This is a genomic window from Reichenbachiella sp., assembly GCF_039969095.1.
In the GTDB taxonomy this organism is placed as follows: Bacteria; Bacteroidota; Bacteroidia; order Cytophagales; family Cyclobacteriaceae; genus Reichenbachiella.
Window position 1 is genome coordinate 30235 of the sequence record NZ_JBDVOL010000015.1, and the last position, 14593, is coordinate 44827.

The 14593-nt window shown below is 40.0% G+C and carries 10 protein-coding genes; 7 read left to right on the forward strand and 3 right to left on the reverse strand.

The window, feature by feature from the left end; all coding sequences use genetic code 11:
- Nucleotides 1–80 precede the first annotated feature (80 nt).
- The 7 genes from ABJH98_RS15520 (at nt 81) to ABJH98_RS15550 (ending at nt 10799) form a co-directional block, all read left to right on the forward strand.
- Nucleotides 81–3434 carry an amidohydrolase family protein gene (locus ABJH98_RS15520; RefSeq protein ID WP_348308614.1) on the forward strand — a complete coding sequence of 1118 codons (3354 nt, stop codon included), beginning with the start codon at nt 81–83 and terminating at the stop codon, nt 3432–3434.
- A gap of 334 nt (nt 3435–3768) precedes the next feature.
- Nucleotides 3769–4668, forward strand: coding sequence for an NAD(P)/FAD-dependent oxidoreductase (locus tag ABJH98_RS15525; RefSeq protein WP_348308615.1), 900 nt, complete (start codon nt 3769–3771; stop codon nt 4666–4668).
- Nucleotides 4669–4971: 303 nt separating this feature from the next.
- A complete protein-coding gene (locus ABJH98_RS15530) occupies nt 4972–6819 on the forward strand; it encodes a CBS domain-containing protein (protein WP_348308616.1) in 1848 nt (615 codons plus the stop codon).
- Nucleotides 6812–8017, forward strand: a complete 1206-nt coding sequence (locus ABJH98_RS15535; protein WP_348308617.1) for a succinylglutamate desuccinylase/aspartoacylase family protein — start codon at nt 6812–6814, stop codon at nt 8015–8017. Before ABJH98_RS15530 ends, ABJH98_RS15535 begins: the two co-directional genes overlap by 8 nt.
- Nucleotides 8018–8133: 116 nt before the next feature.
- On the forward strand, nt 8134–10029 hold the full coding sequence (locus tag ABJH98_RS15540; protein WP_348308618.1) for a DUF4153 domain-containing protein: 1896 nt from the start codon (nt 8134–8136) through the stop codon (nt 10027–10029).
- Between the two features lie 237 nt (nt 10030–10266).
- Entirely contained in the window at nt 10267–10485 is a 219-nt protein-coding gene (locus ABJH98_RS15545; RefSeq protein ID WP_348308619.1) for a hypothetical protein, read from the forward strand.
- The gene (locus ABJH98_RS15550) at nt 10482–10799 is read left to right on the forward strand and encodes a type II toxin-antitoxin system RelE/ParE family toxin (protein ID WP_348308620.1); all 318 of its coding nucleotides are present in this window, start codon (nt 10482–10484) and stop codon (nt 10797–10799) included. Before ABJH98_RS15545 ends, ABJH98_RS15550 begins: the two co-directional genes overlap by 4 nt.
- A 79-nt stretch (nt 10800–10878) precedes the next feature.
- Here ABJH98_RS15550 and ABJH98_RS15555 read toward each other — a convergent pair whose 3' ends face one another.
- The 3 genes from ABJH98_RS15555 to ABJH98_RS15565 are packed head-to-tail and all read right to left on the reverse strand — an operon-like array spanning nt 10879 to nt 14391.
- A complete protein-coding gene (locus ABJH98_RS15555) occupies nt 10879–11469 on the reverse strand; it encodes a bifunctional precorrin-2 dehydrogenase/sirohydrochlorin ferrochelatase (RefSeq protein WP_348308621.1) in 591 nt (196 codons plus the stop codon).
- A 13-nt stretch (nt 11470–11482) separates the two neighbouring features.
- Nucleotides 11483–12253, reverse strand: coding sequence for a uroporphyrinogen-III C-methyltransferase (cobA, locus tag ABJH98_RS15560; RefSeq protein ID WP_348308622.1), 771 nt, complete (start codon nt 12251–12253; stop codon nt 11483–11485).
- A gap of 14 nt (nt 12254–12267) precedes the next feature.
- Nucleotides 12268–14391, reverse strand: coding sequence for a nitrite/sulfite reductase (locus ABJH98_RS15565; RefSeq protein ID WP_348308623.1), 2124 nt, complete (start codon nt 14389–14391; stop codon nt 12268–12270).
- Between the last annotated feature and the right edge of the window lie 202 nt (nt 14392–14593).

Consider the following 14593-nt stretch of genomic DNA (forward strand, 5'->3'; position numbering starts at 1 on the left):
ATAAAATTTACCGTTCATAACATCATATTTGGAGATCGTTTGGGAAAGAGGCATTTTTATAGGAACCAAAATTCTCAACAATGTTTCTAAAAATTACTTCTCTTGGCTCATTCATTTTGTGTCTCACACTAAACTTGCATGCTTATAACTTCCAATCGGATACGATAAAATCTGACACAGTAAAAAAAGCTACCAAGCAACTACCGCTGGAGCCCACTCGACAAATAGAGTTTACTACAGATCAAGGCACATGGATCTCACTTGATGTAAGTCCAGATGGTAAAACCATAGTATTTGATATGCTAGGCGATTTGTATCTGTTGCCAATAGCCGGAGGAAAAGCGGACACATTGACTTCTGGCATGCCGTACGATACGCACCCAAGATTCAGTCCTGATGGAAAGTCCGTCGCATTTATATCAGACAAAAGTGGAGCAGAGAATCTTTGGCGAATCAATCTAGAATCTAGAGAACAGAAACAAATAACTAAAGGCAATAGCAGCAGTATGCAATCTGCAGACTGGACGCCTGATGGCAATTACTTAGTGGTTTCGAAGGGAGGAGCCTTAGCCTTGCGACAAACCAAATTGTGGCTGTACCATAAAGATGGAGGTGGCGGAGCTCAGATTTTAGATGAGCCCAAGGAAATGAAAACAGTTGAGCCAGCTATAACACCGGATGGAAGATACATTTGGTACTCACAAAGGCACAGAGGATGGCATTACAATGCTCAGTTGCCACAGTATCAGCTGGTTGTTTATGATCGTGAGACGGGTGAATCGGAGACGATTACAGACAGATATGGTTCAGCTTTTACTCCTACTATTTCTCCTAATGGAAAATGGTTAGTCTATGGTACTCGTTTTGAAACAAAAACAGGCCTTATTCTTAGGGACTTGAAAAGCGGAGAAGAACGATGGTTAGCATATCCAGTACAAAGAGATGAACAGGAGTCCATTGCCACCATGGATGTTTTACCGGGTATGTCGTTTACACCAGACAATCAATATCTGGTAACTTCCTATGGAGGGAAAATATATAAAGTGCCAATATCTGGCGGAGACGCTATTGAAATCCCTTTTTCAGTGGATGTCCAATTAGATTTAGGTCCTGAGTTGGATTTTGATTATCCAGTTTCTGATGATCCGCAATTTGTAGCCAGACAAATAAGAGATGCCAAACTATCTCCCGATGCATCAAAATTGGCATTTACTGTTTTGGACAAGTTGTATGTCATGGATTACCCGTCGGGGACGCCGAAAAGACTAACAACTTCAACAGATTCGGAAGGTTATCCTGCTTGGTCCCCAGATAGCAAATGGGTGGCTTATACCGTCTGGAAAAAAGGGGGTGGAAGCGTGAACAAGGTAAACGTACAGGGCAAACCCAAACCAGTAAAACTGACTACAACTCCTGGCGTATATATGGAGCCAGCTTGGTCTAAATCCAATCGAATAGTTTTCATTCAAGGGCCAGCTCAGAAGTTTGACGATGCCTATAGTCCTTTCCATAGAGGGATAGATGCTGAGATTGCCTGGGTGCCTGCCGACGGTGGGAAAACTACTGTTATTGATCGGACTAAAGATCGATTCACTCCGCATTTTACTACTGTCAATGACCGGATTTATTTCACTAATTATGAAAAAGGTTTGGTTTCCATCCGTTGGGATGGCACCGATGCCAAAGAGCATCTGATGGTAAAAGGAATTACCACTTTTGGAGCCAAGGATCCATCTAAGGCAGAAATGATTCGATTGTCACCAAATGGAGAAGAAGCTTTAGTACAAATCAACAATGATATTTATGTAGTGACGGTTCCCTTCAAAGGAGGAAAGACGATAGAAATATCTGTGGCAAAACCATCTGATGCCGAATTTCCTGCACGACAAGTCACCAGTATGGGTGGTCATTTTGCGACTTGGAATGCGAATGGGAAGAATGTCCATTTCACCTTAGGTAATGCTTTTTTCAACTATGATATTCCACAAGCAATCATATTTTCAGATAGTTTGAAAGCAGCAAAAAAAGCTGAAGCGGAAGAAAAGAAAAAGAAGAAAGAAGAAGGAGACGAAGAAGAGAAGGATAAAGAAGAAAAGAAAGAAGATGAAGACAAAGAGGAACCTATGTATGAAGCTTCAGAAATTCGAGTAGAGGTTCTGATCGATAGGGATATACCTAAAGGATCCGTATTGTTACAAAATGCAAGAATCATTACTATGAAAGGGGATGAGATCATCGAAAAAGGAGATATTTTAATAACCAATAATCGCATTAAATCAATCGGAGTCTCTGGTTCTCTTTCTGTTCCGTCAGGTACGAAAACTATGGATCTCTCCGGGAAAACGATTGCACCTGGATTTGTAGATACGCATGCTCATATGTGGCCTGAGTGGGGCATTCATAAAGCGCAAGTTTGGATGTATGCCGCAAATTTGGCCTATGGTGTCACTACTACTAGAGACCCTCAAACGGGTTCGGATGATGTACTTACCTATGCCGATCACGTAAGAGCCAACAATATGGTAGGCCCGCGAATTTATTCTACTGGACCTGGAGTTGGCTTTTGGGCTAATAATATTCAAAGCCTGGCGCATGCTAGGAAAGTATTAAAACAATACAGCGAATATTACGATACCAAAACGATTAAAATGTATATCACAGGTAATCGTCAACAAAGACAGTGGATCATACAGGCTGCCAAAGAGCAAAAACTGATGCCAACCACCGAAGGTGCTTTAGATATGAAACTCGACTTGACACAAATAACGGATGGGTTTCCTGGGCATGAGCATAGCTTTCCTATCTATCCTTTGTACAATGATGTGATCCAATTTGTGGCTAAAGCTGGTACAACTTATACGCCAACCTTGTTGGTTGCTTATGGTGGACCCTGGGGAGAGGAATATTTCTATGCCACAGAAGACGTATATAATGATGAGAAGCTGCTAAGATTTAGCGCGCGTGAAGAGATAGATCAAAAAACAAGAAGAAGGGGCGCATGGTTTATCAAGGAAGAACACATATTCGAACGTCATGCGGAATTTGTAAAAGACCTGGATGCCGCAGGCGGACATCCAGCTGTTGGTAGCCATGGGCAACTACAGGGACTAGGCTATCACTGGGAATTGTGGGCCATGCAGAGCGGAGGAATATCCATACATGATGCACTAAAAGCTGCTACTATTCAGGGAGCCAGAGGGATCGGACTTGATAATGATCTTGGATCTTTGGAACCAGGTAAATTGGCAGATTTGGTGATTTTCGATAAGAACCCACTGGATAATATTAGAAATACCAATACGATTTATCAAGTCATGAAAAATGGAAGGCTGTATACTGGAGATGAACTCAATGAAGTTTATCCTGATACTAAAAAGCTTGATAGATCCATTTGGGAAATAGAAAAGCCTACCAACGTACCGGGAATGAAATAGAAGTTTGACTTTGCGTAAGAGGTTAGAACTATTTCTTACGCAATGTCAAATGAAGTTTTTCGTAACTCGTCAATGTTCTCCATTCTGGTACTTTGTTGGAAGTTCCAAACGAATTAGAGAGTTTCAAATTTTGATTGGTATTTAGCGCATTCATCTCATTTTCTTTTAAGGTAATAAAAAGAGTATGAAGCTATCTCAACGTGATTAGTGACGAAACGGTTTCATTGCTTATATCCGAGTTGAAGATTTTGGGGCGTAGGCCAATTGTTAAAACTATATTAATGCAACATTGTTGCGTTTGTATCGTATCATTGTGAAAGTCAAAATCAACGCAATGGACAAATCTTTTGAAGTCATCATTATTGGAGGAAGCTATGCAGGTCTATCGGCTGCATTGGCATTGGGACGGTCTTTACGAAAAGTGCTCGTGATAGATGCTGGAAAACCATGTAATACGCCGACCCCTCACTCTCACAATTTTCTTACACAGGACGGAGTGGTTCCTAGCGAAATAGCCAAAATAGGGAGGAATCAAGTAGAAAAGTATGATACCGTACAGTTTCATGACGGTTTGGCCATTGAAGGAACTAAAACATTTGAGGGTTTTACCATTACTACAGAGGAAGGAATCCTTTTCTCATCAAAAAAATTAATTTTCGCTACAGGATTAAAGGATCTGATGCCAGGCGTAGATGGCTTTGCCGAATGCTGGGGCAAATCGGTCATACACTGTCCATACTGCCATGGTTATGAAGTGAAGCACCAGAAAACAGGCATTATTGCCAATGGAGAGAAAGCCAATCATTATGCTTCACTCATCTCCAATTGGACCAAAGAACTTACTTTATTCACCAACGGGCCATCCGAATTGTCGAAAGACCAAACAACAAAAATTTTACAAAATGGTATTTCTATAGTTGAGACTCCAATTGAAAAATTGTTACATCAAAATGGTAAAGTCCAAGAAGTTGTATTGACTGATGGTAAAGCTTTACCCATCCAGGCTATTTATTCTTCACCTGATTTTGTGCAGCATAGTAGCATTCCAGAGGAACTGGGTTGCCAGTTGAACGAACAAGGATTGATTAATGTAGATGGTTTTCAGATGACAGATGTGTCTGGGGTATATGCTTGTGGGGATAATTCAACGATGAGATCCGTGGCAATGGCAGTCTCATCCGGACATATAGCTGGTGTCGTAGTAAACAAAGATCTAATTGCTGAAGTATTTTAGTAATTACCTATTCCTTTTCCAGCATTCATATCATTTGATTTCCAATTCCTAATTCAAATCGTATCTGTCATTGCTCGGATTTTCCCTTCAATAGACTGCGAATAATTAGGTAGGCAGTAAAAAGTAGAGCTGTTTTATCATTTTGAAAAAATAAAAGAAGAAAACGGGTGTTTCCAATTTATGACGAAGATCATTTCTTGTCAGGAAGCTCGTCTGTTTTCTCCTATGAGATCTTCTTTAAATTGAAATATTGAGCAAGTTCCCTACTGGGTATACTTGAGACTCTTCATTTAACTCAATATTATGATTGATCAGAAGAAACGAACAAGCTTCATTAGGCATTTGTTGTCAGATATCAATGCCCTAGAGTGGATGATTGCTAATAACAAGATTGAAAATGATGTTGTGCGTATTGGTGCAGAGCAAGAATTTTGTTTGGTAACAGATAGTTGGCGACCTTCTAAGTCTTCTCAAGAAATACTCAAGGTCATAGATGATAATCACTTCACAACAGAACTTGCTAAGTATAATTTGGAGATTAATCTCGATCCAGAGGAGCTCAAAGGAAACTGCTTTACTACCGTACAAAATCAATTGACGGAATTATTGACCAAAGCCGAGCATGCAGCCAAAAAATACAACAATAATGTAATACTGACTGGAATATTACCAACCATAGGCAAGAATGAATTAGGAATGGATTATTTAACGCCTAGATCCAGATATCAGAATATTAATTCAATTACTAAAGAATTAAGGGGAGGTGATTTTGAGTTGCACTTGAGCGGTGTAGATGAACTATCCATACAACATGACTCGGTACTATTCGAAGCTTGTAATACTAGTTTTCAGATGCACTTGCAGATACCGTCCACTGACTTTATATCTAGCTACAATTGGGCACAGGCTATTTCTGGCCCCGTTCTAAGTGTTTGTACCAATTCACCCTTGCTACTGGGTCGAGAGCTTTGGAGTGAAACCAGAATTGCTTTGTTTCAGCAAAGCCTTGATACCAGAGGATCATCCAGAGCACTCAAAGAAAGACAACCCAGGGTAACGATTGGAAACCATTGGTCTTCGGGTACTGCAGCGGATATTTTTAAAAATGATGTAGCGCTATATGAAGTATTGCTGACTAAAGAGATTACAAATAACGCTATGGAAGAGTTGGCTGCTGGTCGTATCCCGAAACTGCAGGCACTAAGCTTGCATAACGGAACCATATATAGATGGAACAGAGCCTGCTATGGTGTGGGCAATGGAAAACCCCACTTGAGAATTGAAAATCGCTATATACCAGCAGGCCCGTCAGTCATTGATCAAATGGCCAATTTTGCTTTTTGGGTTGGTTTGATGAAAGGCAGGCCAAAAGCATTTGATGATATGTCCAGTCAAATGGATTTTCGTGATGCGCGAGCCAATTTTATCAATGCTGCAAGGACTGGTAAGGATTCTGCGTTGCATTGGAATGGAAGGCAAGTGCCAGTTCCTGAGCTGATTACGAACGAGCTGCTTCCAATGGCTTATTCAGGATTAGAAAAATCTGGTGTAGATAAACAGGACATTGAAAAACTTTTAGGAATTGTAGAGCGAAGAACAAATGGTCAAACAGGCACCAAATGGATTATAAAGAATTATAGAAACTTACGAAAATCATTAAAAACTGATGACGCCTTAATAACAATAGCTGGAAACATAAATGCCAATCAGGAAAACAAAAACTTTCCAGTGCATCAATGGCCAATGATAGATCATGGGGATGAAAAAAAAGAAACAGCTCATCTGGTCAGTCATATCATGTCTACGCGTTTGTATATCATCAATGAAAACGATCTGGCCGAACTAGCGACCAACGTGATGGAATGGAAAGACATACATCATATGCCAGTCGAAAATAGTAGTGGCGAACTGCGTGGGTTGCTCACTTGGACACATATGGAGAGATACAAAAATTTGGAGGCCCAAGACGAAAGCCTCTTGGTCTCTCAGATTATGACTAAAAATGTAATCACAGTTCAGCATGACACAGAAATTAAACAAGCCATCCAGTTGATGAAAAAATTGGAATATGGTTGTTTGCCAGTCATGCAGGATGGTCATTTGATTGGTATTATAACTATCAAGGATGTAATTCCTTTTGATCATGACTAAAGTTTATCACACCAGCATGGATCGGACTATTGAAGTAGGTCGGATAATAGATTCAATAATAGGAGACCCCGACGGCCCTACGGTTATATTCATAGGTGGGATTCATGGAAACGAAAGTTCAGGTGTTTTTGCTTTGTTCGATGTGTTCAAACAATTAAGAGAAAAACCAATTCCATTTGGAGGGAATATATATGGTATAGCAGGAAACTTACCTGCTTTAGAAGCAGGGAAAAGATACTTTACCGAAGATTTGAATAGGCTTTGGACAAGTGAATACATGAATGTCTTGGATGAGCGTACTTTTCCTAAAACACATATCGAGAAAAGGGAACAGGTATACATTTTCAGAACCCTGCAAGAAATAATGAAATCGCACCAAGGCCCATTTTATTTCATGGATATGCATTCTACTTCCAGTGAGTCAATTCCTTTTTTGGTGGTCAATGATAGTCTGTTGAATCGAAAGTTTACCGAGCAGTTTCCGTTGCCGATGATCTTAGGTATTGAGGAGTATTTAGAAGGGCCGATTTTGAGTTATATCAATGAACTGGGCTATGTATCCTTCGGGTTTGAAGCGGGCCAACATGATGACTTGGCCTCTTATCAAAATCAAATCGCTTTTATCTATTTATGCTTGGTTTACACCAATTGTGTTGACCGTGAAGACGTTGAATATTATCATTATTATGAACAATTGGCAAAAAATTCTATAAGAGCCAAAGACATCTATGAAATCAGGCATCGTCTCCAATTAAATGATAAGGATGCGTTTGAGATGAAACCCGGCTTTGTCAATTTTCAGCGAGTGACTAAAGGGCAATTATTGGCAAAGAAAAATGGAGAGAAAATAAAAGCCTCTTCTACAGGACGAATTTTTATGCCACTGTATCAAAACCAAGGAGGAGAGGGTTTTTTTGAGATTAGCGGTGTTCATCCTTTTTTTCTAAAACTGTCTGCTATACTTCGCAAGACTAATTTTGCTCACATTCTACCTTTCTTGCCTGGTATTCGGTGGAGATCCGCTAAGCACGATGCATTAGTTCTAAACCTTAAAATAGCCAGATTTTTCACTAAGCCGTTTTTGCACCTCTTGGGATATAGAAGTAGACAAATGGACCAAACACACTTGGTTGTGAAAAATAGAGAAGCAGCCTCTAAAAAGGAAGATTATTCAGCCAGCTGGAATCGCAACACATGATTGATCATAGCACCTAAGGAATGAATTTAGAGTTAGCCGTTGGCTTGATTACTTATATAAAGTTTAGAGTGGAATGATATATCTTTTCATAATGGAATAAACTAAAAACTTCTATTATGAACCTTCCATCCATTAATTATCTGCTCAGTTCTGCCAAAGAATCTCTGCTGAGATTTCCTCTCACCCTATTAAGTGCTTTTTGTGGGGTCTGTCTCGCCATCTACATGGTTGAGTTTGAAGACGATATTACCAATTATTTTCCTTACATCAACAGCATGATCACCTTGGCTTTGGGTATCCCGTTGTTTTTCTGTGTGACCATTATCAGCTCAAAAAAGGGCATTGGCAGTTCGGCAAGTATTGGCTCTCATGTGATTGCGGTTCTGGTGTTGTTGGCCATATTTATGTCGTTGCCAGACTCCGAACACACTCACAACACTTCCATTCCTTACATCAGATATGGGATTTTCAATATCATCGTTCACTTGCTGGTTTCATTTAGTCCCTATTTCTGGGGTCAACAACTGAATGGGTTTTGGAATTTTAACAAAACACTTTTCATTCGAATATTGACGTCCATTTTATATTCTGGCTTTTTGTATGTTGGTTTAGTCTTAGCATTGACTGCGCTAAAGCTGCTCTTCGATATGGAGATTCAGGATAAATTGTATTTTGAATTATTCATTGTCATTGTGGGGATTTTCAACACTTGGTTCTTTTTAGCTGGTATTCCGGATGACTTGGAAGAACTGGACGATCAAAGGGATTATCCCAAAGGGCTCAAAGTGTTTGCGCAGTATGTGCTACTTCCTTTGCTCGTTCTCTATCTGCTGATCCTATACGCTTATGGGACAAAAATCATCCTCTTTTGGGATTGGCCGAAAGGCATCGTATCGTATTTGATTTCGTGTGTTTCAGTCTTGGGCATTCTGACTGTTCTTTTGTTTTACCCTTACGGGGAACTGAAGGAGAATGCCTGGATCAAGAAATCCTCGAAAGTGTTTTATTCGCTATTATATCCATTAATCATTTTGCTCTTTTTCGCTATTGCTATGCGCATAGCAGATTATGGACTGACCATCAATCGATATGTGATTGTATTGCTGGGCATTTGGCTGACACTTGTAGCCACTTATTTTACCATAGGACGAACCAATATCAAATTTATTCCCATGTCTCTGGCTATCACTTTAGGCTTGATGTCTTTTGGTCCTTGGGGTATGTTCACCATGAGCGAAAAAAGCCAGGTCAACCGACTGAATACTATTTTGAAGGATCATGATTTAATCAAAAACGGAAAAATAGAAAATGAAGTGATTTGGGAGACAGACAGTTTGCCAGATTGGTTCTATGCCCAACAAGAGGATACCAACGAAGGCGTATTGTCAGACTCTTTGCACAACGAGGTGTACTCCATTGTAAACTACTTAGACGACTACCATGGCTTAGCGAGTATTCGCCCCATTTTCCAACAGCAGTTGGATTCTCTTATTGTGCTCTCGCTCGATTCCAACAAATACCGCAACGAAGCGGAAATTTATATGAGGTCCATGGGGTTTACTTATACTTATAAGTACATCAATAGTTCGGATGCTTACTTTGGCTTTTCAACTGAGCCCAACAGAGTGATTCCATTGGATCAGTTTGATTACCTGACAAGAATTTATCTATACGACTATCAAGGAGAGTCTGCAAAACACATTTTTGAAATTGAAGGGAGTTCTTATCAGCTACTCTTCAATAAGGGAGATACTTTGGGTCTTTCGTTTGTCGGTAAAGGGGATACAACTGACCTATTCTTAGGCAAGAAGATAAATGAGTTGATCGCATCAAATGGAAAAGAATACGCATCAAACCTTGACCCATCTGACATGATATTAGAAGGCGTTTCGAATGACTTTGAACTCAGGTTTATTATCACAGATCTACAACTTCAAGAAGTCAACGATACGCTGAAAGCGACTTCTTTAAATGGCGATCTACTGTTGAAATTAAGGAGTGTGCAGCACTAAACATTAAAGAGGTTACTTGAATTAACCTCTTTAATCAAAAACCCAATTGTCCTTGTTCTTTAGATTTTCTATCTTACTCTCTAAGGTTTTTCAGCAGAGCCTTCCCGCCGCAGTTTGAGAGAAATTCGTAAACTTAAAAAAACACACTTATAGTTAATTCTATAATAGAAGTAACTAGTTACAGTTACATAAATGTTAGCGAAAACGGCTTTTATTTACTTTTTTATATCTTTGAGTATGGATATTCAAACGTCTAAAATAGAACTTGCGAAGTTGATTCTGAATCTTGACAACCCAACAATTCTTGGAAAGATTAAAGCATTGATTGTTGGTCAACAAGACGATTTTGGTAGTTCTCTAACGGTAGCTGAAAAAGAAGAGATTGAAATTGCTTTAACCCAACTAAGCGAGGGTAAAAGAACTTCATTTGATTCTTTTCTAGCCAAGATTTCATGAACAAACATAAAGTCTACCTCTCTCCCGTAGCTGAATTTAAACTTGAATCTCTAGTAAAATATTTAAATTCCGAGTGGGGAGAGAAATCAAAGCGTAAATTTCTAAAAGAACTGAAACAATCAATTTCTAAAATTGAGAGTTTTCCTGAATCTTGTCCGAAATCCGAATCCTTTTCTGGCATTTATAAGTGCGTAGTTTCAAAACTAACATCCTTCTACTATCGAATCCATGCCAACGAGATAGAAATACTGACCATAACGGACAACAGACAAAATCCAAATGACCTGCTAGAAGAAATTAGAAAGTTTCACTAATATTAGGTGTTCATGGTTTTTCGCAGCGAAATCCATCTCACGAGCTTGAATTTAGGAAAGGCTTTTTGGAGTCGATTCGCTATTTCTTTAACCAATCCTTAGTAATGCTATTGAGTGTGCGCACTTTGAAGTCGAAGTTGCCATGCAGCTTTTCACGGATTTTGCTCATGTTTTGTAGTACTTCGTCGATTGATTCCGGGATGGATTCGTTTAAATATTCTTTGATGCGCTTGGCTACGGTAGGAGACTTTCCGTTGGTAGAAATGGCGATTTTGAGGTCGCCTTTTTTCACCACAGAACCCAGATAGAAGTCACACAGCTCTGGTTTGTCAGCCACGTTGACCAAGAGGCCTCTGACTTTAGCCATATCTCTGATGAGCTCACTAGTTCGCGTATCGTCGATGCCTACGATCACTAGTTCGATATCTTCCAGATCATAAGGCCTGAATTCTCTTTCGATCAGTTTTACATTTGGGTGATCTTTTACAAAGTCACGTACTTCGTCACTGATTTCTTTAGCGACCAATCGAATGCTGGTGGATGGACTGTTTGTCAATACAGCCGTGAGTTTTTCTAACCCCACATGACCGCCACCTACTATAAGCAATTGCAATTGCTCCAGTTTGAAAAATACTGGAAATAGATTGTTACCGTTTTTGAGCGATTTCATGGTTTTGGGGAGTTTATTTGGATAAAACGATTTTATCCAAAGCGATGTTTAGTTTTTCTTTACCTAAAGCTACAGTTTCTCCAATGACTATTATAGCAGGAGAGCCAATATTATTTTTTAATGCCAGTTCCTGTAGGTTGCTGACATTTCCAATCACAATTTTTTCGTCTGGCCTAGAGCCATTCTGGATGATTGCGGCTGGAGTTTCTGCCTTACCACTAGCGGAATAAATCGCTAGAATTTCTGGCAATTTTTTCACACCCATCAGGATCACACTGGTAGCACTTGACTTTGCCGCATGCTCGATGTCGGAAGACAACTGACCACTTCTAGTGGTACCTGTCATCACCCAAAAACTTTCATTGATTCCCCTTCGGGTCAGCGGAATTTGGTTGAGTGCGGGAACAGAGATAGCACTAGTTACACCCGGTACTAAGTCCACGATCAGGCCATGCTTCTCTGCATATTCCAGCTCTTCATGCCCTCTGCCAAACACATAAGGATCACCACCTTTTAGTCTTACCACATGTCCAGATTGGATCGCATGATCAACAATCATCTGATTGATCACATGTTGCTGGTAGTGGTGCAGACCAGCACGCTTGCCCACGAATACCTTTTTGGTATCTGGAGAACAAAAATCCAAAAGCTCTTCATTAGCCAAAGCGTCGTATAAGACAACGTCAGCAGCTTTCAAAGCTTTGATTCCTTTGAGGGTGATCAAATCCGGATCACCCGGACCTGCACCCACCAAGGTTAATTTAGGAGCTTTTAGATTTTTCATTCGTTTTTTTCTACTTACGCTGGCTCTTCCACCAACAGATCTTTTTGTACTTCTTTTACTCTTTCTAAGAATCTGGCTGCATCCTCTCTGTAGGCATTAGCAAATGCTTCTGATGGTTCATTTTGATTGATTTTCAAAACAAAGTCTTTGAATGACCCGCCTGTAAGGCTATCAAAACTCTCACCAAATTCGTCCTGAAACGATTTCATCACCGTCACTTGATTGTTTACCGTGATGCCTTTGTCAATCAATAGCGCTTTAGCCGCATTGATAAACACATTGTAGGTATGGTAGATAGAATCAGCGATGCTGCCACCGTCAAACGCTTCCTGCGCCCACACGAATTTTTCTTCTGCATCGTGCATCAAAGTTGAAAATAAGTCGATAATTACGCCGGCACATTCTCCAACTTCTGTTTCTACTTCAAACTGTGCTTCTTTACCCCAGTCGATATAATCGGTTGGTTTGAGTGTTTCTAAGTCAGCCAAAAACTTCAACAACTGGTAGAAATAATCTTTGCCTTGTCTTCGGAAGTAGTCGTAATAGTACTCACCTTCGTTTGAATTTTCTTCGTAGTCGTTGAACAAAACACGAAGTACATCTGGCGTACGCTTACTTGGTACTTTAATCACTTTCTCCGCGATGAATCCATCTCCATTTTTGCCCAATCCACCACCAAGCAACACTTGCACAGCAGGGACCGTTTTCTTATTCACTTTGTTTCTCAAAGACGAACCGTGAAACCCGATTGATGCAATGGCATGCTGACCACAAGAGTTAGGACATCCACTGATTTTGATGTGGAGGGCATTGTTTTTGATCAACTCAGGATACTCCTGTTCTATTACGTTTTCCAGCTCCAGAGCCACTCTTGTACTGTTTGAAATACCTAAGTTACAAGTATCTGTACCTGCACAAGCAATGATGTCTGCTGTACTGTTGAATCCAGGATCTGCGAGGTTCAAAGCTTCCAATTCTGCATATAGCGACTTCAAGCTTTCTTCTTTTACAAATCTTAAGATATAACCTTGATTCACGGTCACGCGAATATCATCAGCCGCATATTTTAATACTACATCACCAAAGGCATGTGCTTTTTCCCAGTTCATATCGCCGTTTGGCAATTTGATGGATACCGCATAAAAACCTTCTTGTTTTTGTTCCCACACGTTGGTACTTCTCCACGCTTCGTATTTTTCCAGGTCTTTGATAGACTTATCTGAAAAAACTAATTTCTCAGGTAATCTGGGTTGTCCCAAAAGATTTTTCACTACGTATGATTGCGTACTCAAGGCTTTTCTTTCTTCCTCTACCAATCGCATCACTTCGTCAATTCCGATTTCTGTTATCAAGAATTTGAAACGAGCTTTCATTCTTCTTTTTCTTTCGCCATAGCGATCGAAAACTCGAAGCAAAGCTTCAGCGAAAGGAATGATTTGATCTTCTGGCAAGAAATCAAATGCCTTTTGAGCAGGTACTGGCTGAGCTCCTAGCCCGCCACCAATCATGACTTTAAATCCTCGGATTTCTTTACCTCCTTCTTTTTTCACCTTTGGGATAAAACCAATGTCGTGAATGAAAGAGATACCCGTATCTTTTTCACTGGATGAAAAGGAGATTTTGAACTTACGTCCCATTTCCTGACATACAGGGTTTCTCAAAAAGTACTTAAAGAGTGAATGTGCATAAGGAGAAACATCAAAAGGTTCGTCCTTATCAATGCCGGCCACTGGCGAAGCCGTAACATTTCTAAGTGTGTTTCCACAAGCTTCGCGAACGGTAATATCGTCTTGCTCCAGCTTGGCCCAAAGTTCTGGTGTGCGATCTAAGCTCACATAGTGAATCTGAATGTCCTGACGAGTGGTAGCATGTAGATTGCCTCCTCCAAATTCATTGGAGATGTCCGCAATTCTTCTCAACTGCTTCACGGTCATTTTACCGAATGGTATCTTGATACGAACCATCTGGTTGCCAGGCTGGCGTTGACCGTAAACCCCACGAGCGAGTCTGAGACTTCTGAATTTGTCTGGATCAATTTTACCTTCACGGAAAATTTGAATTTTGTCTGCCAGGGCAATGATGTCTTTTTGGACAACTGGATTTTCTAGATTTTCAAGTTCTGATCTAAAACTTTGCATGGTATATTCTGATTTTAGTCCAATAAAAAAGCCTCTCCTGATTTCTCGGGAGAGGCTTTTTAATGTCTTATTGTTATGTTGATTAACTAGTCTTCTTCAATAATTCATTAAATGTATATCTCCCGCTATATGAAAGCATACAGCAACAACACATCCAACAGATGTTCATTATTGAGATATTATTTAATGTTGTTTTGTTCAT